Here is a 24,753-nt window from a genome sequence, read left to right as displayed (position 1 = left end):
GTTATTTTTCCTTGCGGCCGGCCAGCGTATGACCCGGTGCCTTGAAGCCGGTGGCGTCCTCGCTCGGCCTGTCTGCGGCGCAGCCGAAGTCGAGCGGCTCGTCCTGGGCGTAACGCTTGCCGAGCCGCCAGGCGGTCTCGGCCTTGGCCAGTTCCGTGCCGAGATAGAAGGCGTGGGCCGCATCGTCGGTGACGCCGAGCTGCGGATAGAAGGGCAGGGCCTCCGTGCCGTGGGCATGGATGGCGCGGTTATAGGTGTGGATGCCGTCATCACTGACTTCGATGCGGAAATTGGCATCGCGCACGGCCTGCGCATTCTGCTGTACCTGCTCCGGGGAACTCACCACCGGCCGCTTGTCGTGCAAGGCGAGCAGGGCCGAGCCATAGCCCTTGGGGAGGGATCCGTCGGCCTTGGCCGCGAACATCACCCGACGCGCGGCGTCGTGCTCCTGCAGCGTGCGGCGGGTGTGGGCGCTCACCTGGACCACCAACACCTGGCGGATGGCGAGCTCCGAGCAGATCCCCATCAGCAAGGCGGTCAGGCCCAGACTGTCGGCTTCGGTCAGCTCGGTCAGATTGCCGGTCCCCATCAGGATCTCGGCTTGCGGCTTCAGGCGTCGGAACTCGACATAGCGCGCAAGGGAAGCCGCAAAGCCGAAATGGATGGGATCGAGTACGGGATCGGCGATATAGGGTTGGCCGGCTTGTTCCATGCGCTCGACCGCCCGCAGTAGCGAAGCGAGATCGCTGGGCTCCACCGGCACCAGCACCGGGATCGCCTGCGTCCCCAAAGCGAGATCGAGCGTGTGCTCGTTGAGGCTCAGCAGGAAATCGGCGCCGGCCTTGGCGCCGCGCCTGAGTTCGGTGAGCGAAGCACTGTCGACGCTGACCTTGAAGCCATGTTGCTTGAGCAATCTTATGCTGTCTTCGAGATGCGGGAAGGGCGTATCGGGAAGCGCGCCGAGATCGATGACGTCGGCGCCCTTGGCCGCCATGGCGCGCGCGCGTTCCAGCAATTGCCCGGGCGAAAGCTGCGAGGCCTCGACGATCTCGGAAAAGATGGTGACGTCGTGGCGCGAAAGATCGGGCGGATGGCCGCCCCGGCCGAGAAAAGCCGGCAGGTCGGCGATCTCGTCGGGGCCGCGGTCCACGGGAAGCCCGAAATGGGCGGAGAGGGCCGCAAGATCGGCCCGGCAGCGGCCGGGCAGCAGTACGCGGGTGATGCCCTCGGGCAGGGTGATGCGCCGGCGGATGATCTCCTCCGTCATCAGGGCGGCGACCTTGACTCCGGCATCGAGGATCGTCCAGTCGAAGGAAGCCGGACCCAGTGCGGTCAGCGTGCGCTCGAGCCTGACACGGCTGAGATGGCCGGTGATCAGGGCGAGATGGTCACGCATCTCAGCCTTTCCAGCACCGCCCGGCGCAGACCTTCATAGGTTTCGACCACCGTCGTCGCCTCGAACTCCTTGAGCCTTTCGACATTGTCGAGGTCGATGCGCCTTGGATAGACCTTGACCATGCCGGAGGGGGCCTGCGTCTCCATTTCAGGTGCGGTGTCGCAGGCAAACACGATCGAGGGAATGCGGCATTTGCCGGCCTGTGCATAGACATTGGTGGCGAGTGTATCGGAAATGCCGAAAACACATTTGGCCACGGTGTTCGAGGTCGCCGGCGCCACAACCAGCGTATGGTAATCGCCATGGTAGAAGGCGCCGACCGGGGCGGCGCTCGCCGTGGTGTCCTTGATCAGCCGCGTGCCCTTGGGCAGCGCGTCGAACTGCTTGCGATACATGCGGATCACCTCGGCCGCGGCCCGGGTGACGAAGAGATCGCAGTCACCCACCTCGCGGATCAGTTCCAGGCATTCGGTGAAGTAATGGCCGGAACCGGTGAGGGCCCAGGCAAGGCGTGGCTGCGGTGAACGCCGGCTCATGAGGCCTCGCAGGGAATGGAGAACAGCGCGGCAAGGCTGTCGTCGCTGGAAGGACCAGCCACCATGATGGAGCCGGCAAACCGGGCCGCGTAGCGGGGAAAATGGGCGTCGACGACATCGGCCGCCGCCAGGGCGGCGGGTGTCGAATCGGCTGGTGCGTCGATGGACTTGAGCAGGACGAGCCTGTCGGCGCCCAGTTCGGCAGCCAGCCAGGCAGCCAGGCTGTCCGACGTCACCTCCCAGCTCTCGGTGATGTCCGGATGCCCCGCGCGCAGCTCGGCAGGATGCCAGATCGGGAGCTTGCCCTGCCGGAGGGCGGCGGTGACTCCGGCCCTGTCCCCGACCGCTGTCAGGCGCGGATGCCGGGTTGCCAATATCTCGGCCAGATGTGTCATGGCGTCGAGCGCGAGGCGATGAGCGAGGACGTCGTCGAAGGGCATGGCGGCCTGCACCTGGCGCACCGCATCGGCAAAGGGGCCACCGCCGGCAACCAGCACGAGCGGTGCCTTCGTTTCGCCGGCGAGTTGTTCGAGAAGTCGGTCGAGGCGGGCCGATCCGCACAGGCTGCCACCGATCTTGACCACGGTCAGGCTCATGCGGCCTGCTCGCCATGCCGGATAGCCTGAAGGCGACTGGCGGCGCGGCCGATGGCCAGAGGATCGAGCTGGCCTCGGCGATCGCCCGCCAGGCAGAGCCCGCCGCGAAAGCCGAGATAGTCGGGGCCGAGGGCGGCGAGCGGCTCGACGTCCTCGATGCGCAGGGAGCCGGCAAGCCCGCACATCAGGCCGAGCCGGTGACAGCCCGCCACGAAGGAGGCGATCTGGTCCGCCGTCAGCAGGTCGGGCAGGCGGATGCCTTTCTTCTGCCGCGTATCCAGCATGACTCCGGCGAAACCAGCTTCATGGAGAGATGCCGTCAGTGACAGGGGTGGATCTTCGTCGGCGAACAGCACCGCGATGAAGCGCCCCCGTCCGCCAAGCAGCCGACCGAGCTCGGCGACGGCAGGGGGGCTAACCGTTGCCCTGCCCAGGCCCAGCTTGATGAAGCTGACCCCGGTTGCCGCGATCGCGAGGGCGCTGTCGGCAAGTTGCCCGATATCCTCGTCATCCCCGGCGACGGCACTGGTGACGGCATCGGCCGGCAGGCAGGCGCGGATAGCGCGGATGGTCTCAAGAGGAAGGGCGCCCAACGCACCGGCCTCAGGATCCTTGGCGTCGATGAAATCGGCGCCTTGCGAATGGGCCAATCGGGCCTCGGCGCTGTCGACGACGCTGACGAGCAAACGGCTCACGATGCGCAACCTTCCCTTTTGTCCTCTACAATGCCCCCATGGGCGTTCGGCGGCAACCGTGCGAAATTTATCGCGGCCGCCGTGCCTCCTCCTGCAACTGGCCCAGAACGAAATCCGTGGCGTGCTGCCAGGCCTCGTTCGTATCGCCTCGGAAGCTGATCTGCCGGAAGAAGATGCGCTTGCCGTCCTTGGCATCGAAAACACCGACCCAGATCGCCGAGATCAGGGTGCTGGTCTTGTGCACGGCGCCGGTCAGGATGAGATCCGCACCGGCCTTGTGCGCTTCGCTCAGCAGGCAATCCTGATCGTTGCCGGCACAGGCGATGATTCCTGGCGTTGCCGCGACGATACGATAAAAGCCACCTGCCTGCAGCCGGCCGGTCAGATGGTCCGACATTGCCTTCAGCCGGTCTGCGTGGGCTGTCTTCTGGTCGGATGCCTCGCCGGAGGTGTCGAGATAGCCGAAGGGCAGAGTGAGCAGAGCCTTGTCGGCCCCGCCGGCCCGACCCTGCGAAGGGAAGACGGCAGCCGTTGCCAGCAGGACAAGTATTGCCATGCCTGTCTGCCGCAGCTGGCCGCGACGCCTTCCGATCCAATACTTCAGGCTGCGCCGGTGCGTTCCTACAATCAGGGACATCCAATCAAGCACAGGGGTCCCTTCACAAATAAGAATATTCTATGAAAGCCTATCATTTCACGTTACGGTGAAAATTGCCATGAACATGAAAGCCAGTACAGACTGTATTCAGCTTATAATTTCCTTAGGTATATTAAGTTGACGTTCTTCAATTGCAGTGCGTAAGCTTTCCGATGTTCAGGCACGCAGAGGCCTGCGCGTTCGGGAGCGAAATGTGTTACCGGCTGCGAGATCAAAAAGCCTGTCCGGCCTGATGGCGGCGCTGCTGCTTGCCTTTGCGTCCGTGCTGGGTTGCGGCACGGCAAGGGCCGCCGAACCGCTCGAAATCCATATCGGCGTCATCACCCACAAGGCGCCGCCGCCCGCTCTCTACGAACTCGATCCCACGCCGGAAGACGAGGCTGCTGCCGGCGCCGGGCTCGCCATCGACGACAACAACACCACGGGCCGCTTTTCCGGCCAGCGCTACGTGCTGGACCAGACCGTGCTCGACAAGGGCCAGTCGCCGGTGGAGGCAGCCGTGAAGCTGGCCGACGGGGGAGCCAAATATCTCGTCGTCGCTCTTCCGGCGGACGAACTGCTGGCAGTTGCCGATGCCCTCAAGGGGCGTGCGGTCCTGGTGTTCAATGCCGCTGCGCAGGACGATCGGCTGCGTGGCGCCGATTGCCGCGCCAATGTGTTCCACGTCCCGCCGAGCCGGGCCATGGTGACGGACGCACTGGTGCAGTATCTGGCGACCAAGCGCTGGATGAAGCTTTTCCTTACCTATGGGCCAACAGAGGCCGACAAGCTCTATGCCGACGCCCTCAGGCAATCGGCCAAGAAATTCGGCCTTACCCTCGCCGCCGAGAAAGCCTGGACGTTCGGCCCGCTCGCACGCGCCCGCAGCGACAGCATCACCCAATCGGACGCCCTGGTGTTCAGCCGCGGCACGGATTACGACATCATGGTGGTGGCCGATGAGGAGGCCGATTTCGGCGATTATCTGGCCTATCGCACCTGGGACCCCAAGGTTATTGCCGGCACGCAAGGGCTGATCGCCGCGTCCTGGCACCGCGCCCAGGATGCCTGGGGCTCTGCGCAATTGCAGAGCCGCTTCTTCAAGCGCGCCAAACGGACCATGCGGCCGATCGACTATCAAGCCTGGGTGGCGGTGCGCGCCGTCGGGGAAGCGGCCACACGCACCAAATCCGCGGATCCAGCCACGATCTCTACCTTCCTCGTCGATCCGAAATTCCAGCTGGCTGCCTTTAAGGGCGTGCCGGTGAATTTTCGAGGCTGGGACCATCAGCTGCGCCAGCCGGTGCTGATCGCCCAGCCCATGGCGATCGTCTCGGTCTCGCCGCAACCCGGCTATCTGCACCAGCGCAGCGTGCTTGACACGCTTGGCGTCGATCAGCCCGAGAGCCAGTGCCATTTGCCATGAACACCGATTGCCACGAATGCTTGGCGGGAGCCCGCCTAAAGAGGAGCCGGACCATGCCGTATATCGTCAAGGCCGTTTTGCTGGGGCTTGCGACGACCCTTCTGGCCGGGACGGCGCAGGCCTATACGGTCTATGTCTCCAACGAGAAGGGCAATTCGATCACCGTGATCGATTCCGAGACCCAGACCGTGAAGCAGACCGTGCCGACCGGCCGGCGCCCACGGGGCATCACCATCTCCAATGACGGCAAGTCCCTCTATCTGTGCGCCAGCGACGATGACGGCGTCGAGGTGATCGACACGGCGACGATGAAGGTGGCCCGCACCTTGCAATCCGGCCCCGATCCCGAACTCTTCATCCTGCATCCTTCGGGCAATCCCCTTTATATCGCCAATGAGGACGATGCACTGGTGACGGTGGTGGACGTGCAGCAGAACAAGGTGCTCGCCACCGTGCCCGTCGGCGTGGAGCCGGAGGGCATGGGCATCAGCCCCGATGGCAAGATGCTGGTGAATACCTCCGAGACCACCAACATGGCCCATTTCATCGACACCTCGAGCTTCCAAGTTATTGACAGCGTGCTGGTGGATTCGCGCCCCCGTTTTGCCGAGTTCAACAAGGACAATTCCAAGGTCTGGGTCAGCGCCGAGGTCGGCGGCACGGTCACCGTGATCGAGCCGGCGACACGCAAGATCCTCAAGAGGATCGAGTTCCAGGTCCCCGGTGTCACCGCCGAGACGATCCAGCCAGTCGGCGTCCGCGTCACCAAGGACGGCAAGACCGCCTTCGTGGCGCTCGGGCCGGCCAACCGCATTGCGGTGATCAATGGCGAGACGCTCGAGGTTGAAAAATATCTGCTGGTCGGCCAGCGCGTCTGGCAGCTCGCCTTCACGCCGGACGAAAAATACCTCTACGCTACCAACGGCAATTCCAACGACGTGTCGGTGATCGACGTCGCAAGCCAGAAGGTGATCAAGACCATTCCGGTCGGCGAAGCGCCATGGGGTGTGGTGGTCTCGCCGAACTGATGCCACGCCACGATTCAATCAGCCAGATGAAGCAATTGGAAGATCTTGGGAGGAAGACCATGCGTATCGCGACTCTCGTCGGTACCCTGACGGTACTGGGCCTTGCCTGCAGCCCGGCCCTTGCGGAAAAGAACTCCAATCGTGTCGAGGGCAAGGGCACGCCGGCCAAGGCCTGGGCCCTGATCGGCGATTTCTGTGGCATCAAGACCTGGCATCCGGCCATCGCTTCCTGCGAGCTTTCGGAAAAAGACGGCGCCAAGATCCGCACGCTCACCACCAAGGACGGCGCCAAATTCGTCGAAAAGCTGGTCAAATGGGACGACAAGGACACGTCCTATACCTATGCCATTCTCGAAAGTCCCCTGCCGATCGAGAATTACGTCTCCACGCTGAAGGTGGAAGAGGACGACGAGCCCGGCAAGATCGCCATCACCTGGTCGTCCACCTTCGATCCCAAGGGCGTGACGGGACAGGCCGCCCGCAAGGCGGTCGCGGATATCTATCTGGCCGGCCTGCTCGAGCTCAAGGCAAAGCTCAAAGGCAAGTGATGGCTGCAGCGGTTGCCCGGCCTTGGTGTATCCTGTCGCCCTTTCGGCGCGACGGGGATCGACCATGATGGTTCATTCGGACAAGCCGGCGCTCTCGGTCTCGGCCGTCGGCCATCATTTCGGCAAACGCGAAGCACTGGTCGATGTCTCGCTCGAGGTGCTGGCAGGGCGCTTCGTTGCCTTGCTGGGACCGAACGGTGCCGGCAAGACGACCTTGTTCTCGATCGTGACGCGGCTCTACCAGAACCGCTCCGGCAGCGTCGAGGTCTATGGGCAGGATCTGCGCCTCAAGCCGTCGCGGGCCCTGGCCGAACTCGGCGTCGTCTTCCAGGCCCGCACGCTCGATTCCGATCTGACGGTGCGCCAGAACCTTGCCTATCACGCGGCCTTGCATGGCCTCGGCGGGCAGGCGACGCGCGAGCACATCCTGGCGCTTCTGCAGCGCGTGGGCTTGGCCGAGCGGGCCGACGAGAAGGTGCGTACGCTTTCCGGCGGCCAGGCCCGTCGGGTGGAGATCGCCCGCGCTCTGGTGCACAGGCCGCGCCTCCTGCTCCTGGACGAGCCGACCGTCGGCCTCGATCTCCAGGCCCGGGCCGACATCGTCGCCACCGTGCGGCGCCTGGTGGTCGAGGACGGCATCGCAGTGCTGTGGGCCACCCACATCTTCGAGGAGATCGCCGAGAATGACGACGTCTATGTGCTGCATCAGGGACGGATCGTCGCCGAGGGCAAGGCGGCCGTGCTCGCGGCCCGCAGCGGCGCCAGCCTGGCGGAGACTTTCCGCCGCCTGACGGACAAGGAAGCAGCCTGATGTCGGATGTGGCACTCTCCTCGCGGTTGAATTTTTCGGGCTATCTCGTCTGCCTCGGCGGCATCGCGCATCGGGAGATGCTGCGCTTCGTCAACCAGAAGGAACGTTTCCTCTCGGCGCTGGTACGCCCGCTGATCTGGCTCTTCATCTTCGCAGCCGGCTTTCGCAGCGTGCTCGGCGTCTCGATCCAGCCGCCCTACGAGACCTATGTGCTCTACGAGACTTATGTCGTGCCGGGGCTGGCGGTGATGATCCAGCTCTTCTACGGCATGCAGTCCTCGCTTTCGATGGTCTATGACCGCGAAGTCGGCTCGATGCGGGTGCTGCTCACCAGCCCGTTTCCGCGCTGGTCGCTGCTGGCCGCCAAGCTCATGGCCAGCGTGCTGGTGTCGGTGCTGCAGGTCTATGTCTTCCTGGCGATCGCGGCCTGGTGGGATGTCGATGCGCCGGTGCAGGGCTATGTCCTGGCCTTGCCGGCCCTGATCCTGACCGGCTTGATGCTCGGTTCGATCGGCCTCTTCCTGTCTTCACTGATCCGCCAGCTCGAGAATTTCGCCAGCGTGATGAATTTCGTGATCTTCCCGATGTTCTTCGCGTCCTCGGCGCTCTACCCACTCTGGCGCATCCGCGAGGCGAGCGAGGGGCTCTATCTGACCTGCCTTGCCAACCCGTTCACCCATGGGGTCGAGCTGGTGCGCTTTGCCCTTTATGGCCGGCTCGAGCCGGTCGCGCTGGCGGTGGTTACAGGCACCACGGTGGCGTTCTTTGCCGCTGCGCTCATCGCCTATGACCCGGCCCGTGGCCTGATGGTGCGCCGCGGCGGCCCCAAAGGAGAAGCATCATGAGATCTGGCAAGCCCCCGATATCTGGCAGGTCCATGGTACGAGCCCTTCGGCCAACCATCCTCATCGTGATACTGGCCGGGGGGCTGGACTGGGCTCACACGGTACAGGCCCAGCAGCCTCAGCCCGATCCGGACTGGCCCTGCATCCAGCGCAAGGTCGGCACGCTCAGCGCCGGCGTGGTCTGGAGTGGGCCGGACATCGCTGCCGCCGGCGACTGGACCAAGGATTTCGACACGGCGGCGCTCGCCCAGAAGCTCGCCTCGCGCCGGACGCCGATCGAGGAGGTCGATGGCCTGCTCGACGGCTTCGTGCAGCAGGCGGGCGCGGAGAAGGACGCCCGCCTGACCCGCCTGTTCGCCGGCGTGCTCGAACTGGTCAACGAGGAGCGCGACAAGATCCTGGGCGGCATCGGCCGCTATGCGCGCGGCCAGAACAAGCTCGCCGACCGCATCCGCGACGAGAGCGACAAGATCGGCGCCGCCAAGGATTCCCCCAGCGCGGTTGGCAGCAAGGAAACAGATGTTCTCGAGACCCAGCTCAAATGGGACAAGCGCATCTTCGAGGAGCGCGGCCGTTCCCTGACCTATGTCTGCGAGACGCCGGTCCTGCTCGAACGCCGGCTGTTCGATATCGCCCGGCGTATCCAGCAGCGCTTGTGACGGGGGTGGCCGGTGGACCAGCCGAAACGGATGCGCGCCGCGATATGTGGGACGGTTGCGGACTCTTAGCCCGCAGGCCCTCTCGGGCTTTTTTCCCCCTGTAGTGGAAGGCCGCCATTTGGGGGCGTACCGAAGCCATGTTGACAGTGTTGCGGCAGGCATGCAGCCTTCGCAAATGACTTCTCAACACCCTGTCGGACCCTTGGGCTCCGGTTCCTCCCGGTGTCCTTGTTGTCGCTACCAGACGCCAGGTGAACGCGGTGGCTATGAGGTTTGCCCAGTCTGTCACTGGGAGGATGATGGCCAGGACGATCATGACGCCGACGAGGTTCGTGGAGGCCCTAACAGCTCCTTGTCGCTTACCCAAGCACGACGGAACTTTGAGCAATCTGGCGTTTCAGATCCGGAACGCTTCGAGCCAAATCATCCAACGCGTTCGTAAAAACATATTGTTGAGGCCTCCTTACTCGGGGGGGCTTTGTGGCTCAAGGGCGGGCGTTCAACGCGCTGCGGGATGATATTCATGCTCTTCGCGATCTGGCGCCTGCGGAAGCCGAAAATCTCGCCATTGTGAAGACCGCTCTTCCGAAGATCATGTAGGCTTCTGCCTGGGAACGAGAAGGGAGGGGCGACTGATGACACGCATGACGGCCAGGGATTTCCCTCAGGAACTCCTCGAACTCTACGACTTCTATGCGCATGGCAAGATCTCCAAGCGCGAGTTCCTCGATCGTGCCGGCAAATTCGCCGTGGGTGGCCTCACGGCAGCAGCCATTCTTGCCTCTCTCAGCCCCAATTACGCCTATGCGCAGCAGGTGCAGTTCACCGATCCGGACATCGTAGCCGAGTACATCACCTATTCCTCACCCAAGGGGAATGGCGAAGTCCGTGGCTATTTCGTGCGCCCGGCCAAGGCGACCGGCCCCGTCCCCGGCGTGGTCGTCGTCCACGAGAACAGAGGCCTCAATCCCTATATCGAGGATGTCGCACGGCGCGTGGCCAAGGCCGGGTTCGTCGCCCTGGCGCCCGATGGCCTGAGTTCGGTCGGCGGCTATCCCGGCAATGACGACAAGGGCCGGGACCTGCAGGCCAAGGTCGATCCGGAAAAGCTGATGAACGACTTCTTCGCGGCGACCGAGTTCCTGATGAAGCACAGTTCGGGGACCGGCAAGGTCGGCATGACCGGCTTTTGCTATGGCGGCGGGGTCGCCAATGCCACGGCCGTGGCCTATCCCGAGCTTGCCGCCGCAGTGCCCTTCTATGGGCGGCAACCCAAGGCCGAGGACGTGTCGCGCATCAAGGCGCCTTTGCTGATCCATTATGCGGAACTGGATACCCGTATCAACGAGGGCTGGCCGGCCTATGAGGCCGCGCTCAAGGCCGGCGGCAAGACCTATGAGGCCCATATCTATCCGGGCGTGAACCACGGCTTCCACAACGACTCCACCCCCCGCTACGACGAGGCGGCGGCCAAGCTTGCCTGGGATCGCACGATCGCCTGGTTCCGGCGCTTTCTGGCCTGAGACATTTTGCCCTAACGTCTTGTTTCGGCGCTTCTTTGCGCGTCCTGCTGCTTCCTGTCAGATCCCAAGGGGGCTCCGGCTGTCCCCGGATATGGCATGGCGCCATCCGCACGCGGGCGCAGCCATTGCCCGCCAGGCGAGTTAATCTGACTTTCCGCAATTTCTTTGCTACGGAGTGAAAATTACATAGAAGGTGATTGTATTACTATTTCAACAGGTGCGACACATCCTGCCGTCGACCTGCCCAAGATGCAGCCACCTAGGATATTGTAGAATATTGGGTATTTTACGATGCGGAAGCCGCCAAAGCTGGACCCCGAATTGCTGCGGGACTGCTATCTCTCGGGGCAGATGACAGAGGCTCAATGGCAGGAGCACGTCGCCAATGGCGATGTCGAGGAGCTTGCCGGGGCCAAGGACGACAACGCCTCGATTTCTCCCCTGGAGGCCGCGATGATCCTCGGCAGGGACGCCATGCTGTTGCGCGCCCAGCAATTCATGGACAGGCATCCAGAACTCTCGGTCGCCGATCTCATGGTCGAATTCGCGCTGCTCGAGGCTGAAGCGCTAATCACCGCAAGAAACCGGGCGGCGTAGCGGCAGATCTCGTTCAGCGCCGAGCTTGCCAGCCCAGCCGGCTTTCGATGCGCCGCGCGCTGGCCTTGACCAGGGCGATCAGGTCCGGGTCCTTTTGCTCGAGCTTCCTGTCCGGCACCACGATCGAGATCGTGGCGCGGCAGGCGCCCTGATTGTCGCGGATCGGAGCGGCGATGCAGGCGACGGCAAAATCGGAGTCGCCGGCCTGGATCGAAAGGCCCTGCTCCAGGGCTTCGGCCGCTATCTTCGCCAGCACATTCTGGTCCGTCTCGGCGCGGCCGGTCGGCGAGGCGATCGCCGAGCGCGCGAAGATCTCGCGCCGCTCCGCTTCCGGCAGATGGCCGACCAGGATGCGGCCGGACGCCGTCCAGTTCAGGGGGCTGCGCGTGCCGACGCGCGAGGTCACCTGGAAATGGTCCTTGCCCTCTTCCATGGCCAGCACGACCATGTGGTCGCCGTCCCGCCCGCAGATCTGGATGGTCTCGCCCGAACTGTGGGCGAGTTCGTGCATCTCCTGCTCCGCCACGTTCAGGAGGTCGAGCGTGCGCGCATAGGTCAGGCCATAGTGATAGAGGCGGGGCCCGAGCCAGAGCAGGCCGCCATCCTGGCGATCGAGCATCTCCTTCTCCACCAGGTCGTCGACGATGACATAGATCGTCGACAGGGGAGCGCCGATGTCGCGCGCGATCTCATAGGCGGTGGCCGGACGCTCGACCTTCTGCAGATAGTCGAGAATCTGCAAGGCACGGTCGATGCCGCTGGTGCGCGAGCGGCGCCGGGTGGCACCGCCTTCATTGACATCGTCACGCTCAAGGGCTGTCGTGGACATGGGATTCCGAGCTTTCCATCACGTGTCATTCTACGCTGCCGCGGCGGCGTCGAACAAGGTGGCCTCAATCGGCAATTCGCCTCGTTCGTGGAAGGCAGCGTGCCGCTTGTCATTGCCGGGCTTGACCCGGCAATCCAGTTCTTCCGGCGGTCCGTGGCGGCGCCTGGATATGCGGGACAGGCCCGGGTATGACAAAGTCCGAGCCGCTTCCTCCTCTAGCGAACCCATCATGGCGTCAATCGGGCCAATGCAGGATCGCGGCTTCCCGGGCCAGCAGGCGATCATCGAACGGTGTGGCGATCGGGATATTGGATTTGCGAGCCTGTTCGAGTTCCTCGGCGAGGCGCGCCGCCACGATCTCCTCTTCGCCCGGATGCAGGTTGCAGGGATCGAGGAAGAAATAGCCATGCTCGACCTCGTGGTCGCGCACGATCACCGGGCGCTCGCCCGCGGCAAGGCGGTCGGCAAGGTCCCAGGCGGTGATGCGGGCTTCCTGCGGGTCGACAAAGACCTGCAGCCGATCGAGCGGATTGTGGGTCGGATCGGGGACGATCACGACCTTCACACCCTGCTTCCCGTCGAGAGCCTTCACCCAGCAATCGAGAGCCTTGCGTTCGCGGGCGCGGATGCCGTCATGATCGCGGGTCTTCCAGGCCTGCAGGGCAGCCAGCGTGCCGACGATGCCTTCCTTGCCGACCTTCATGCCGCGGCCGATGCCACGGTTCTGCAGATAGACGTTGCGCACCAGCTCCTTTGGGCCGGCCACGATGCCGGAGGTCGGCCCGCCGAGAAATTTATGGCCGGAATAGAGGACGAGGTCGGCGCCGTCGGCCAGGAAGCCCTGAAGATCATATTCGGAGGCCGCGTCGACGATGACGGGAATGCCGCGCTCATGGGCGACCTTGGCGAAGACCCTGAGCGGGATCTGCGCATAGTCGACCACATGATGGGAGACGACATAGACGGCCGCAGCCGTGCGATCGGTGATGGCGCCGGCCAAATGATAGGCCGAAGCGCTGGTGGCGTGGCCGATGGGCACGACCTTGGCCCCGGCGAGGCGGATCGCCTGCTCGATGGGCGCCCCATAGCTGACCATGTGGCCTGACTGGATGATCACCTCGTTCTTCAGGCCGGTGGTGTCGGGCAGGCGTTCGATGGCGGCAAGGTCGGCACCGGTCATGGCGGCGGCAACGGCGAGGCTGATGGCCGCCGAGCAAGAGGCGGTGATGAAGCCCGCTTCCGCACCGGTCAGGTTGGCGATCACGGCGCTCGCCTTGCGATGAAGGTCTCCGAGTTCGACGAACTCGCTCAGGATCGCCGAGACCGCTTCCACGGCGGGCGGCACCACGATGGAGGCGCCGAGCGATGTCATGGTTCCCGATGCGTTGATGACGGGCCTCAGGCCGAGGCGGCTGCGAATGTCGTTGGCGGGCATGGGTTTGGGCTCCGAAAGGCGAAAATGGAAATGGTTCAGTCGATCGCCACGATGGCTTCGATCTCGACGGTGATCTGGCCGGGCAGCGAACCCTGGCCGACCGCCGAACGGGCATGGATGCCGCTGTCGCCGAAGATTTCGATGAACAGGTCCGAGCAGCCATTGATCACGGCCGGATGCTCGGCGAAATCAGGCGCGGCGTTCACCATGCCGAAGAGCTTGACCACTCGGCGCACCCGCGAAAGATCGCCCAGCGCGTCCTGCATGACGGCAATCAGGTTGATGCCGGTCAGGCGGGCGTGCCGATAGGCTTCCTCGACCGATACTTCGGCGCCGACCTTGCCGGTATGGGAGCGGCCCTGGGCATCGTTCGGGCCCTGGCCCGACAGGAACAGCAGCTTGCCCTCCTGCACATGGGTGACGAAATTGGCAATCGGCGTGGGCGCGATCGGAAGCGTGATTCCGAGCGCTGCCAGCCGCTCATAGGGCGAGGCCTGCTGGCGCGGAACGGTCTCGGAAATGGTCATTGAAATACTCCAATCATGCGAAAAGCGCCGTCGTCATGCGAAAAGCTCGGTTTGGCGGATGCAGGCGACGTGGTGCCCGCCGCCGATATGCTCGACCGGCGGAATGGTGGCGGCGCAGGCCGGCGCGGCGGATGGGCAGCGGGTGCGGAACACGCAGCCCGAGGGTGGCGCGATCGGGCTGGGGATGTCGCCCTGCAGCGGCACGCGTATGCGCTGGCGCGTGGGGTCGGGCACCGGCGCGGTCGCCAGCAGCGCCTTGGTATAGGGATGGCGGGGAGCGGCATAGACCTGCCGGCTCGGGCCCCGCTCCATGACACGGCCGAGATACATCACCACCACTTCGTCGCACAGATATTCGACGACCGAGAGGTCATGGGCGATGAACAGCATGGTCAGACCGAGCTTCTTTTGCAGATCGCCGAGCAGGTTGAGGACCTGGGCCTGGACGGAGACGTCGAGGGCCGAGACGGGTTCGTCGGCCACGATGAATTCGGGCTCGACCGCGATGGCCCTGGCAATGCCGATGCGCTGGCGCTGGCCGCCGGAGAATTCATGCGGAAAGCGCGTGGCATATTCGGGCGGCAGGCCGACCAGGCTGAGCAGTTCGGCGACGCGGTCGGCGCGTGCCTTGCCGCGGGGATAGCCGCAGGTATCGAGCGCCTCGCCGATGATGGCTGATATGCGCATGCGCGGATTGAGGCTGGAAAAGGGATCCTGGAAGACGATCTGCAGCCGGCGTCGATAGGCCAGCATTTCTCTGGCGCTGAGGCCGAACAGGTCGACGCCGGCGAAGATCGCCTTGCCGGAGGTCGGCTCGACCAGGCGCAGCACCGAGCGGCCGGCGGTGGTCTTGCCCGAGCCGGATTCGCCGACCAGGCCCACCGTCGCGCCGCGCTTGACGTCGAAGCTGACGTCCTCGACCGCATGGACGATGCGCCCATTGCGAGCCGGGAAATGCTTGGTGAGGTTCTGCACGCTGAGCAGGGGCGTGTCGGCCGCGGCCTGGAGAGAGGGGGCTGTGGTCATAGCTCGGCGCTCCGGATGCAACGCGAGAAGCTGGCTGCTCCGGTCGCGACCAGGTCGGGAATGGCGGCGCTGCAAGCCTCGAGCGCCAGGGAACAGCGCGGTCCGAAGGCGCAACCCGGTGGCAAAGCGGTGATCGCAGGCACATTGCCCGGGATCGAATGCAGGGCCCGGCGCTCGCCGCTGGCATCGATGTCGCGCGCCGCGTTCGGCGTGCAGGCGAGCAGGCCCCTGGTATAGGGGTGGCGCTGATGGGCGAAGAGATCGATGACGGGCGCCTGCTCGACCACCCGGCCGCCATACATCACCACCACATTATGGGCGATCTCGGCGACCACGCCGAGATTATGAGTGATGAACAGGATGGACATGCCGAATTCGGCCTGGAGGCGGCGCAGCAGGTCGAGGATCTGGGCCTGGATGGTGACGTCGAGGGCGGTGGTCGGCTCGTCGGCGATCAGCAAAGACGGGTTGCAGGACAGGGCCATGGCGATCATCACGCGCTGGCGCATGCCGCCGGACATCTGGTGGGGGTAGTCGTCGAGGCGCGAGGCGGCATCCGGTATCTCGACATGCTTGAGCATGGCGAGCGCCCGGCGGCGGGCCTCCCGGCGGTTGACCGGCTCGTGCAGCGCGATCATCTCGCCGATCTGGTCGCCCACCGTGTAGAGCGGATTGAGGCTGGTCATCGGCTCCTGGAAGATCATGGCGATCTCCCGGCCGCGCATGCGGCGAAACTGGCGGGGCTTAAAGGCGGCGAGGTCGTGCACGCCGCCGGCGCGATCGCGGAACAGGATCTTGCCGCCGGCGATGATGCCGGGCCTGGAGAGCAGGCCCATGATCGACAGGCTGGTGACGGATTTGCCGGAACCGGATTCACCCACCACGGCAAGCGTCTCGCCGCGCTTGAGATCGAAGGTCACCCCATCCACCGCCTTGGCGGTGAAGCGCTTGTTAACGAACCAGGTGCGCAGGTCCTGCACGGAAAGGATGGTGTCGGGCGCGGTCGAGCCTGTCATGACTGCCATCCGCAATGAGGGCAGGCGTGCTTGCCGGTCGTCGGCGCCTGGGCCGGGACATAGCGCTGGGCGGCAACGACCTCGGCGCCCAGGACGACCTGGCGCGGCTCGAACACCTGGGTGAGCCGGCTGAGCGCGCCCTGCGAGTCCTTGACGGTGAGATCGGCGTCGGCGACATCGAACAGCGTGAACTCGGCCGGCTGGCCCTTGTCCAGCAACCCGTCCGCCTTGAGGCCGATGGCCCGGCGCGGCGCCGTGGTCACGGCGGCGATGACCTCTTCCAGCTTCATGCCGAGCGAGAGGAGCTTCGACATGGTGGTGGCCATGTCCCACACCGCCCCGTCGAGCGAGCGGTTGTGCAGGTCGGTCGAGATGGTCCGCGGCGGCAGGCCGCGCGCCAGGGCCGCCTTGGCCACGTCGAAGGAGAAGGAGGCGCCGCCATGGCCGACATCGAGCACGATGCCGCGCTCCGCCGCCTCTTCGGCGAGGCGATAGAGGTCCTCATCCTCAAGGATCGAGCTGCCGGCCTTGCCGTTGAAGCAATGGGTGACGATGTCGCCTTCGGTCAAGAGGCCGAGGACGTCGTCATAGAGCGGCGGCGGCTCGCCGACATGAACCATCAAGGGCAGCTTGAGAATGCGGCCGAGCTTCTTGGCGAGCTTGACGGGCGTGAGGTCCCAGCCGCCGGTGATGACGTGGCTGGCGCGCACCTTCAGGCCGACGATGACGTCGCGGTTCTGCTCGACGGTGGCGATGATCCGCTCGAAATCGATGGAGCGGATGTCCATGAGTTCACTCACCCGGTTGCAGGCGACCAGGCCGATCGAGCCGAGATTGAGGAAGGCGTAGACGTTCTCGCGCGCCGGCTCGATGATGAACTCGCGCAAGCCGTGGAAATTGGCCTCCCCGGCCGAGCCCGCATCGACCATGGTGGTGACGCCGCGCGCGGCGCCGCATTGCTCGGGCTTGAGCGAAATGTCGGTGCCGCCATACCAGACGTGGACGTGAAGGTCGGTCCAGCCCGGTGACAGGAAGCGACCTCCGGCATCGATGACGCGAACGTCGTCGCCGGCCGCGATCGAGGCAGCGGCTTCGGCGATGCGACCCTCGCGGTCGACCAGGATGTCGAGGGGCGTGCCGGACGGCGCGGCGGTGAAGCCGATGGTCCTGGCACCCTTGATGAGCAGCGGCCGGTCGGCCTGAGGGAAACGGTTGCCGATCATGGCTCAGATATCCTTTGCCAGGCGCGGATCGAGGAGATCGCGCAGGCCGTCGCCGACCAGTTGCAGCGACAGCACGGTGACGACGATGGCGGCCCCCGGGAACCACATCAGCCAGCCTGCCTTGTCCATGAATTGGCGTCCGACGCTGATCATGGTGCCCCAGGTCGGCGTGTCGGGCGAAATGCCGACGCCGAGAAAGGATAGGCCCGCTTCGGCGAGGATGGCATTGGCGAAGATGAAGGTGCCCTGCACCAGCAGCGGCGAGGTGACGTTGCGCAGCACGTGGCGCAGCAGGATCTTCCAGGTCGGCACGCCAAGAGCGCGGGCGGCCTCGACATAGGGCAGTTCCCGAATCACCAGAGTGGAGGCGCGCACCACGCGGGCGAGGCGCGGGGCATAGACGATGCCGAGCGCGATGATGACGTTGATGGCCGATGCGCCCAGGGCGGCGACCAGTGCGATGGCCAGGAGGATGTCGGGGAAGGCCATCATCGCGTCGATCACGCGCGAGAGGGGGGTATCGGCCTCCCGGAAGAAGCCCGCGGTGAGGCCGAGCGCAATGCCGATCAACGAGGCCAGCACCACCACGGCGAGGCCGACGGACAGGGAGGTCTGAGCCGCATAGAGCATGCGGGTGAAGATGTCACGGCCGAGATCGTCAGTGCCGAACAGATGGGCGAGGCTCGGTCCCTTCAGGCGATTGGCGACCGAGAGCTTGGTCGGCGAATAAGGCGCGATCAGCGGCGCGAGGATCGCGGCCAGGGCGATGATGGCAAGAACGGCGAGACCGATGAACGCGGTCGGCCGTCTGATCAGGCGCGACAGCAGGCCGGGCGCTGCCTGGTAGGAGGAGGTGATGGCAGCCATTAGTAGCGCACCCTCGGATCGATGAGCAGATAGAGCATGTCGATGCCGAAATTGACGAGGACATAGAGCCCGGCAATCACCAGCAGCGCGCCTTGGATCACGGGGTAGTCGCGCCGGAGCACGGCGGAGACCACGAGATTGCCGATACCCGGCACGCCGAACACGGTTTCGGTCACCACGGCGCCGGAGATCAGCAGCGCCGCGGTCAGGCCGATGACGGTGAGGATCGGGATCAGCGCATTCTTGAAGGCATGCCTGATCACCACGCGCCATTCGCTCATGCCCTTGGAACGGGCCGTGCGGACATAGTCGTCCGAAAGCACGTCGAGCATTGAGGCGCGGGTGAAACGGGTGATCAGGGCCGAGCTCACTACGCCCAGTGCCACCGCCGGCAGCACCAGGTGATTGAGGCGCTCGCCGAAGGAGGCGCCTGGTCCGCCATAGCCGGACGTGTCGAACCAGCCGAGCTTCACCGCGAAGATCTGCATGAGGACGAGGCCGAGCCAGAAGCTCGGCACGCTGGCGGCGAACATGGCGAGCGTGGTCGCCGCCTGGTCGAACAGCGAGCCGCGCCAATAGGCCGAGAGAATGCCGACCGGCAGGGCTATGACGCTGGCAATCAGCAGCGAGAACAGCGTGAGGAAGAAGGTCGGCTCGGCGCGGGCGGCGAGAGCCTGCGTCACCGGCTGGTTGAGGAAGATCGACTGGCCGAAGTCACCCTGCACAAGGCCGAGGACGTAATAGGCGAACTGGGTGATGATCGGGCCGTCCAGGCCGAGCTTGGTGCGCAAGGCGGCGATGTCCGCCTCGGACGCGTCGGGCCCGAGCATCATGGCGGCCGGGTCGCCCGGCGTGACCCGGACGATGATGAACACGATCGTCACGACGAGGGCCATCACGATGATCATGCCGAGAAGGCGGTGGAGAATCGTGCGCAGCATCGATGGAGCCTTGCGTTGTTCGAGGCCGGAGAGCGTGACGAGGCGATGTGAGCGGGATCGCGGGCACCGCCGGTGTCGGCTGGTGCCCGCTCTCAAGCCTCCCCGGGAGAGAAAAGGAGACTATGTCAGCCCATACAGGCACTGGTCGTTTCAGGGGCCGCAGGGGGCCTTACTTGCCTTCCAGATAGGCGTTCCAGAAATAGGGCCAGGGGGCCGGCGTGACGCCCTTCAGGTTGGGGGCCTGGGCGGCGAGGGCGTTGAAATTGCCGACCTTGTAGGCTGGCGCCTCGTCATAGAAGGCCTTCTGGACGGCCGGCCACAGGGCCAGCCGCTTGGCGGGATCGGACTCGGCGTTGAAGGCGCCCAGTGCCTCGTGCTTCTTGTCCGAGACCCACCAACCGGGTGAGGTGTCCGACATGAAGCCGGTCAGCGACGGCTCGGGCAGGAAAGGGCTGTGGGTGATGTAGATGTCCCACAATTTGGGATCGGTGCGGTTCTTGGTCAGCGTGGCCCACTCCACCACGTCGAGCTCGACCTTGAAGCCGGCCGCCTTGAGATATTCGGCGGCGACCTGTGCCAGCTTGTAGTGGAACTCGTATTGGCGGCTGGTAAGGATGCGCAGAGGCTTGGAGCCGTCATAGCCCGCCTCCTTCAGCAAGGCGGTCGCCGCCTCGACGTCACCCTCCGGCTTGTAGGGCTCAGTTCCCTCTTCGGTATGCCACTGATAGTCCTTGGGATAGAGGGCGCCGTCGACCGAGAAGAATTCCTCCGAGCCGAAGGCGGCCAGCATCATGTCCTGTGGGGAGAGCGCTGCCTGGATCGCCTTGCGGATGCGGATGTCGGACGCGAGGCCCTCCTTGTTGTTCATGAAGAGGACCGGCCAGCCGAAGGGTTTCAGCAGGACAGGGGCGGTCTTGCCCTTGGAGATCTTGTCAAAAGCCTCGACGGGCAGGGAGTCGACATAGGCGAACTGGCCTGATGCGGCGCCCTCGACGCGGGTATTGGGATCGGGGACCGGCACGAAGCGGATCTCGTCGAGATATTGCTTGCGTGCGCCGCCATAGCCATTGGGCTCGCCCGGGCGGGACGCATACTCGTCGAAGCGCGCGAGCTGGATGAACTGGTCGGGCTTGCGCTCCTTGAGCTTGTAGGGTCCGGTACCGATGAAGCTGGTCAGGGGATCCTGCCCGGCATTCTTGGCCGGAATGATGACCGCCGCGGCATTGTTGAAGGCGAGCAAGGCGAGCAACGGTGCATAGGGTTTCTTGAGCGTGATCTTGACGGTGTGATCGTCGGTTGCGTCGATGGCTGCGATCATCTCGGCCGTCTGCTTGCCGCGCGTAGCGATCTTCGTCCAGCGTTGCAGCGAGGCGACGACATCGGCGGAGGTCATCACCAAGCCGTCATGGAACTTGATGCCGGTGCGCAGGGGAATGGTGTAGGTCAACCCGTCGACCGAGATTTTCGGCATCTCGGCGGCCAGCAGCGGGGTCACGCCCCAGTCCTTGTCGAAGGTGAAGAGCGTTTCGAAGATATGCTGGGAAACGATGCCGACAAGGTCGGCGGTCGAAGCCATCGGGTCGAGCGTAGGCGGTTCACCGACGGTGGCGACATCGATGACGCCACCTTTAGTGGGTTCCGCCCATGCCGGTCCGGCGGCCGGAAGCAATGTCAGTGCAAGCAGGGCAGTCAGTCGTGCCAAGCGTCCCATATTGCATCCCTTTGTTACATTATTATGTAATCTATAACTTATTTATGTATCACTATGCCCTCGATGCCGTGTTTGGTCAAGCCGCTTCGTCTTGGCGGGCCTCTGCAGGGGGCGGTTCAGGCATTGGCCAGGCGGTGAAGCACGATGTCGGCGCTGCGGTCGGAATTGAGGATGATGGCGTCCGCTAGGCAGCGAACGCTGAACAGCCAGGGCAGTTCCCACGGCGCCGCCCGCCAGGCGTCATGCGTCTCCCGGCTGGCCGGATGGGCGAGGAAGAGATCGTGGTCGCAGGGTTCCAGGCCGAGATCGAGCGCCCCGAAAGGCGAGGACAGGCGCAGGCCAGGGCCGTCGGCGGTGCGATGGAAACTCGCCTCCAGCCCGCTCGTCTCGTCGCGATAGCGTCCCGCGGGCAGGACGCTCCGGTCTGGTGGAGTCTCGACGAGCCTGAACCGGCGGCGGCGTCCGAATTTTTCGGTCTCGATGCTGCCATCTGCCTGAACCAGGAGATCATAGGGCGCCAGCCCCGCCCGGGGGCGGAAGCGGTCCTGCGCCACCTCCTCGAGCTCTGCTGCCCCCATGCTGGACACCAGGCTGGGCGTGCCGCTCTCGCTGGCGATGCGCAGGAGGGCGCTGGTGCCGTCCTCCCGATAGGTGCCCGCGCACTCGTTGAGCAAGGCGATCGCAGAGGGTGACAGCGCCGGCCCGCCTTCCAGGCCCAGGACGATGTCGGCGATGCGCCGGGTCAGGGCATAGGGCGAGAAATCATCGTGATTGGCGAGGAGGACGATGCCGAGATCCCGGTCGGGGATGCGGATCGATTCCGAGCGCGAGCCTGCGATCCAGCCGCTATGGCCGACGCAGCGCAGGCCGCGGTGAAGGTTGGTGACGAGGCCGAGGCCGTAGGGGGAGGGGATGCCGTTGATCAGCGCGCCGGGCGCCTCCATGCGGGCGATCATCGCAGCGTCGCCGATCCTGGGCCGGGTGAGATTGGCCTGCCAGGCCAGCATGTCCTGGAGGCTCGACACCAGCCCGCCCTCGCCGCCGATGGCGATGCCCCAGGCCGCCTTGAGCCAGGTGCCGCCGGGGCCGCGGCGGTGATGGGTGGCGAGGCGCGGATAGATCTCGTCGTCGCGGGCCATCAGCCTGGTGTCGTGCATGCCGAGGGGACCGGTGATGCGCTCGCGCAGGAGATCGTTGAAGGAGAGGCCCGAGACCTGTTCGAGGATCTCCGACAGCAGCAGGAAATTGCTGTTGGAGTAGAGCAGATCGGTGTCGGGCGGGAAGTTGAGGCCCTTCTGGCGGGCGACGATGGCGCGTGCGGTGGCGCGCGAGGAGGGGGCCAGGATCGGAATGCCGGCCAGGATCATGGTGTCGAGAATGTCGCGCAGGCCGCTGGTATTGGCGGCCAGGTGCCTCAAGGTGATCGGCTGCTCATAGGCGGGCAGCCAGGGGCAATGCTCGCGCACGTCGTCGTCGAGCGAGAGCTTGCCTTCCGCTTCCATCATCAGGGTCAGCAGCACGGTGAACTGCTTGCTCTGGGAAGCGATGCGCACGACCGAGGTCGGCGACAGCGCGACGCCATGGGCGAGGTCGGCCATGCCGGCGCAGCGCTGATAGACAACGACGTCCCCGAGCGTCACCGCCGCCATGAAGCCCGGCGAGGTCTCGCTGGCCCAGGGCGCGAAGAGGGCATCGATCTCGGCGACGGCGGCCGGGGCAAGGGAAGAGGTGGTCATGGCATGCGACTTTCTGGCAAAGTGGCTTTGGGCATTGAAAACACTGTCATTCCCGACGGTGACTTGCGTCGCAGCAGCTACTCACCCTGTTTGCGCTACGACATGCACACATCTCGACCAAGTCGGCTGGAGCGCGCGATTCCCTCCCCGGCTTCGGGGAGGGTGGCGAGCGAAGCGAGGTCGGGTGGGGGAGAGTGGTACAAATCCAGCCATCGTTGGCGTGGTAGTGCCACCCTTCCCCATCCGTCGCTGCTTTATCTGGAAAGCGTGAGATGTCAGCATGCCGTGGCCTTCTTACAGGGCGGTGCTGCGCGACCTCGACGGCAGCGCCGCCGCAGGCGACTCATTTCTCGAGATAGACGTTCCAGAAGGCCGGCCAGGGCGAGGGCTCGAAGCCCTTCAGCTTGGGCGACTTGGCCGAGAGGGCGTTGAAGTCGCCGATCTTGACGATCGGGGCTTCCTGCATGATCAGCTCCTGCACGCGCTGCCAGTGCTTGACCCGCTCGGCTGGATCGGAGGTGGCGTTGAGGGCATCGACCGCCGCCCGGCTGTCGGGCGTATCCCACCAGCCGACCGAGGCCGGCGCCAGGATGTTGATCAAAGCGGGTTCGGGCAGGAAGGGGCTGTGGGTGATGAAGATGTCCCAGGATGCCGGGTTCTGGATCTGCTGGACCAGTGTCGCCCAGTCGACGACATCCATCTTCACCTTGAAGCCGGCGAGCTTGAGATATTCGGCGGCAACCTGCGCCATCTTGTAGTGGAACTCATATTGGCGGCTGGTGAGGATGCGCAGCGGCACCTCCTCGCCGAGGCCCGCTTTTTTCAGTTCGGCCTTGGCCTTTTCGGCGTCGGCGATATCATAGTTGCCTTCGACGCCAGCATCCGTGCGCCAGGGATAGCCTTCCGGATACATGGCGCCATCGACGGCATAGAATTTGGTGTCGCCGAAGGCGGCCGCCAGCATGTCGCTCTCGCTGAGCGCGAGCTGCACCGCCTTGCGCACGCGCATGTCGGCAAGGACGCCCTGCTTGGCGTTCATGCGGATCATCGGCCAGCCGAAATGTTCGAGCAGCACCGGCTCCGACTTGCCCGACTTGATCTTGTCGAATTGCTCGACGGGCAGCGAGTCCGCATAGCCGAATTGGCCGGAGACCGCGCCTTCGATGCGGGTATTGGGATCGGGAACCGGTACGAAGCGGATCTCGTCGAGATATTGCTTGCGCGCCCCGCCATAACCGTCGGGCTCGCCGTCACGCGAGCGGTAGCCCTCGAAGCGCACGAGCTGGATATATTGATCGGGCTTGCGCTCCTTGAGCTTGTAGGGGCCGGTGCCGATGACCTGCTTGAGCGGCGTGTCCTGGTCCTCGGATGGCAGGATCACGGCGGCCGAATTGTTGAAGGCGAGCAAAGCGGGCAGTGGCGAATAGGGCTGCTTGAGCGTGATGCGGACCGTCAGCGGGTCGGCGGCAGCGATATCGACGACCAGCGGAGCGACCTGCTGGCCGCGGGAGGCAACGGTCAGCCAGCGCTTGAGGGAGGCGACGACATCGGCAGAATCCATCGCACTGCCGTCGTGGAAGGTGATGCCCTGGCGCAGCTTGATCTCATAGATCTTGCCATCCGGGCTCACCGTGGGCAGCGCTTCGGCCAGCAGCGGCGTGACGTTCCAGTTGCGATCGAAGGTGAACAGGGTTTCGAAGATGTGCTGGCCGACCATGCCGACGATGTCGGTAGCGCTCGCCATCGGGTCGAGCGTCGGCGGTTCGCCGATGGTGGCGACGTCGACGACACCGCCTTTCTCAGGCCCCGCCACCGCCGGGCCGATTGCCGGCAATAACAGCGCAGCAAGAGCCACGGCCAGACTGAGCGCACGCTTCATGGATCTTCCCCAGACTTCATTATAATGGAATATATATCTTATTTAGGGACTAAGGTTGCATCCTCTTCCGACGTCGTCAAGATGTTACCGGCAGCTTATAGCGCGAGCGTGTGTACCGAAGAGGATGGCGAGCTTGCGCAACCTTGTGAGTAAACGGCGCGGATGAACAAGAATCGTAGGGACTCGGCGAAGCGCGACGTTAGGGTAGGGCAGCGTTTCCGCCCAAACGCGCTTTGGCCCCGTCCGAATCCCGCACAATATCCGGT

General features: G+C 64.7%; 26 protein-coding genes. 9 read left to right on the top strand and 17 right to left on the bottom strand.

The window, feature by feature from the left end; genetic code table 11:
* Window position 1: 1 nt before the first annotated feature.
* The 5 genes from ACR9ZN_RS07250 to ACR9ZN_RS07230 form a co-directional block, all read right to left on the bottom strand.
* Window positions 2–1,396 carry a DUF6513 domain-containing protein gene (locus ACR9ZN_RS07250; protein ID WP_481271780.1) on the bottom strand — a complete coding sequence of 465 codons (1,395 nt, stop codon included), beginning with the start codon at window positions 1,394–1,396 and terminating at the stop codon, window positions 2–4.
* Entirely contained in the window at window positions 1,375–1,932 is a 558-nt protein-coding gene (locus tag ACR9ZN_RS07245) for a flavoprotein (protein ID WP_481271779.1), read from the bottom strand. The genes ACR9ZN_RS07250 and ACR9ZN_RS07245 overlap by 22 nt, the downstream gene beginning before the upstream one ends.
* Entirely contained in the window at window positions 1,929–2,528 is a 600-nt protein-coding gene (locus ACR9ZN_RS07240; protein ID WP_454817075.1) for an amino acid kinase family protein, read from the bottom strand. The genes ACR9ZN_RS07245 and ACR9ZN_RS07240 overlap by 4 nt, the downstream gene beginning before the upstream one ends.
* Window positions 2,525–3,223: a (5-formylfuran-3-yl)methyl phosphate synthase gene (locus tag ACR9ZN_RS07235; protein ID WP_481271778.1), complete on the bottom strand. Its 699-nt coding sequence runs from the start codon at window positions 3,221–3,223 to the stop codon at window positions 2,525–2,527. Before ACR9ZN_RS07235 ends, ACR9ZN_RS07240 begins: the two co-directional genes overlap by 4 nt.
* A 67-nt stretch (window positions 3,224–3,290) precedes the next feature.
* Window positions 3,291–3,779: a DUF2380 domain-containing protein gene (locus ACR9ZN_RS07230; RefSeq protein ID WP_481271777.1), complete on the bottom strand. Its 489-nt coding sequence runs from the start codon at window positions 3,777–3,779 to the stop codon at window positions 3,291–3,293.
* Between the two features lie 295 nt (window positions 3,780–4,074).
* Between ACR9ZN_RS07230 and ACR9ZN_RS07225 the strand changes: the two genes are divergently transcribed.
* The 9 genes from ACR9ZN_RS07225 (at window position 4,075) to ACR9ZN_RS07185 (ending at window position 11,297) form a co-directional block, all read left to right on the top strand.
* Window positions 4,075–5,286 carry an ABC transporter substrate-binding protein gene (locus ACR9ZN_RS07225; RefSeq protein WP_481271776.1) on the top strand — a complete coding sequence of 404 codons (1,212 nt, stop codon included), beginning with the start codon at window positions 4,075–4,077 and terminating at the stop codon, window positions 5,284–5,286.
* Window positions 5,287–5,339: 53 nt separating this feature from the next.
* Window positions 5,340–6,314 carry a YVTN family beta-propeller repeat protein gene (locus ACR9ZN_RS07220; protein WP_454817081.1) on the top strand — a complete coding sequence of 325 codons (975 nt, stop codon included), beginning with the start codon at window positions 5,340–5,342 and terminating at the stop codon, window positions 6,312–6,314.
* Between the two features lie 59 nt (window positions 6,315–6,373).
* Window positions 6,374–6,862: an SRPBCC family protein gene (locus tag ACR9ZN_RS07215; RefSeq protein ID WP_434960059.1), complete on the top strand. Its 489-nt coding sequence runs from the start codon at window positions 6,374–6,376 to the stop codon at window positions 6,860–6,862.
* A gap of 67 nt (window positions 6,863–6,929) precedes the next feature.
* Window positions 6,930–7,673, top strand: a complete 744-nt coding sequence (locus ACR9ZN_RS07210; protein WP_481271977.1) for an ABC transporter ATP-binding protein — start codon at window positions 6,930–6,932, stop codon at window positions 7,671–7,673.
* Window positions 7,673–8,518 (top strand): ABC transporter permease, encoded by an 846-nt coding sequence (locus ACR9ZN_RS07205; RefSeq protein ID WP_481271775.1) that lies wholly within the window; start codon window positions 7,673–7,675, stop codon window positions 8,516–8,518. Before ACR9ZN_RS07210 ends, ACR9ZN_RS07205 begins: the two co-directional genes overlap by 1 nt.
* Before the next feature lie 32 nt (window positions 8,519–8,550).
* Window positions 8,551–9,177 carry a hypothetical protein gene (locus ACR9ZN_RS07200; protein WP_481271774.1) on the top strand — a complete coding sequence of 209 codons (627 nt, stop codon included), beginning with the start codon at window positions 8,551–8,553 and terminating at the stop codon, window positions 9,175–9,177.
* A complete protein-coding gene (locus tag ACR9ZN_RS07195; protein ID WP_481271773.1) occupies window positions 9,104–9,619 on the top strand; it encodes a CPCC family cysteine-rich protein in 516 nt (171 codons plus the stop codon). The genes ACR9ZN_RS07200 and ACR9ZN_RS07195 overlap by 74 nt, the downstream gene beginning before the upstream one ends.
* 193 nt (window positions 9,620–9,812) lie before the next feature.
* A complete protein-coding gene (gene yghX / locus ACR9ZN_RS07190; RefSeq protein WP_481271772.1) occupies window positions 9,813–10,700 on the top strand; it encodes a YghX family hydrolase in 888 nt (295 codons plus the stop codon).
* A gap of 291 nt (window positions 10,701–10,991) precedes the next feature.
* A complete protein-coding gene (locus ACR9ZN_RS07185; RefSeq protein WP_481271771.1) occupies window positions 10,992–11,297 on the top strand; it encodes a hypothetical protein in 306 nt (101 codons plus the stop codon).
* Window positions 11,298–11,310: 13 nt separating this feature from the next.
* Here the strand turns inward: ACR9ZN_RS07185 and ACR9ZN_RS07180 are convergent, their stop codons facing one another.
* The 12 genes from ACR9ZN_RS07180 to ACR9ZN_RS07125 all read right to left on the bottom strand — a co-directional run bounded on the left by ACR9ZN_RS07180 (window position 11,311) and on the right by ACR9ZN_RS07125 (window position 24,487).
* Window positions 11,311–12,126: an IclR family transcriptional regulator gene (locus ACR9ZN_RS07180; RefSeq protein ID WP_434960065.1), complete on the bottom strand. Its 816-nt coding sequence runs from the start codon at window positions 12,124–12,126 to the stop codon at window positions 11,311–11,313.
* Window positions 12,127–12,156: 30 nt separating this feature from the next.
* Window positions 12,157–12,357, bottom strand: coding sequence for a hypothetical protein (locus ACR9ZN_RS07175; protein WP_481271770.1), 201 nt, complete (start codon window positions 12,355–12,357; stop codon window positions 12,157–12,159).
* A gap of 4 nt (window positions 12,358–12,361) precedes the next feature.
* A complete protein-coding gene (locus ACR9ZN_RS07170) occupies window positions 12,362–13,561 on the bottom strand; it encodes an aminotransferase class V-fold PLP-dependent enzyme (protein WP_481271769.1) in 1,200 nt (399 codons plus the stop codon).
* A 35-nt stretch (window positions 13,562–13,596) separates the two neighbouring features.
* Entirely contained in the window at window positions 13,597–14,088 is a 492-nt protein-coding gene (locus tag ACR9ZN_RS07165; RefSeq protein ID WP_434960067.1) for a RidA family protein, read from the bottom strand.
* A 33-nt stretch (window positions 14,089–14,121) separates the two neighbouring features.
* Complete coding sequence (locus tag ACR9ZN_RS07160) at window positions 14,122–15,114, bottom strand: ABC transporter ATP-binding protein (RefSeq protein WP_481271768.1); 993 nt, start codon at window positions 15,112–15,114, stop codon at window positions 14,122–14,124.
* Window positions 15,111–16,130 (bottom strand): ABC transporter ATP-binding protein, encoded by a 1,020-nt coding sequence (locus ACR9ZN_RS07155; RefSeq protein ID WP_434960069.1) that lies wholly within the window; start codon window positions 16,128–16,130, stop codon window positions 15,111–15,113. The genes ACR9ZN_RS07160 and ACR9ZN_RS07155 overlap by 4 nt, the downstream gene beginning before the upstream one ends.
* Window positions 16,127–17,353, bottom strand: a complete 1,227-nt coding sequence (locus ACR9ZN_RS07150) for an amidohydrolase/deacetylase family metallohydrolase (protein WP_481271767.1) — start codon at window positions 17,351–17,353, stop codon at window positions 16,127–16,129. Before ACR9ZN_RS07150 ends, ACR9ZN_RS07155 begins: the two co-directional genes overlap by 4 nt.
* A gap of 3 nt (window positions 17,354–17,356) precedes the next feature.
* Window positions 17,357–18,220, bottom strand: coding sequence for an ABC transporter permease (locus ACR9ZN_RS07145; protein ID WP_454817096.1), 864 nt, complete (start codon window positions 18,218–18,220; stop codon window positions 17,357–17,359).
* Window positions 18,220–19,161, bottom strand: coding sequence for an ABC transporter permease (locus ACR9ZN_RS07140; protein WP_454817098.1), 942 nt, complete (start codon window positions 19,159–19,161; stop codon window positions 18,220–18,222). The genes ACR9ZN_RS07145 and ACR9ZN_RS07140 overlap by 1 nt, the downstream gene beginning before the upstream one ends.
* A gap of 169 nt (window positions 19,162–19,330) precedes the next feature.
* Window positions 19,331–20,863 (bottom strand): ABC transporter substrate-binding protein, encoded by a 1,533-nt coding sequence (locus ACR9ZN_RS07135; RefSeq protein ID WP_481271976.1) that lies wholly within the window; start codon window positions 20,861–20,863, stop codon window positions 19,331–19,333.
* 125 nt (window positions 20,864–20,988) lie between these two features.
* Window positions 20,989–22,608, bottom strand: coding sequence for a serine hydrolase domain-containing protein (locus ACR9ZN_RS07130; protein WP_454817100.1), 1,620 nt, complete (start codon window positions 22,606–22,608; stop codon window positions 20,989–20,991).
* Between the two features lie 343 nt (window positions 22,609–22,951).
* Window positions 22,952–24,487, bottom strand: a complete 1,536-nt coding sequence (locus tag ACR9ZN_RS07125; RefSeq protein ID WP_481271766.1) for an ABC transporter substrate-binding protein — start codon at window positions 24,485–24,487, stop codon at window positions 22,952–22,954.
* Window positions 24,488–24,753: the final 266 nt, after the last annotated feature.

This window comes from Labrys sp. HAY1-8F (assembly GCF_056754975.1).
The sequence above is the reverse complement of the archived record's forward strand: the minus strand, read 5'-3'. Positions and strand labels throughout refer to the sequence as shown.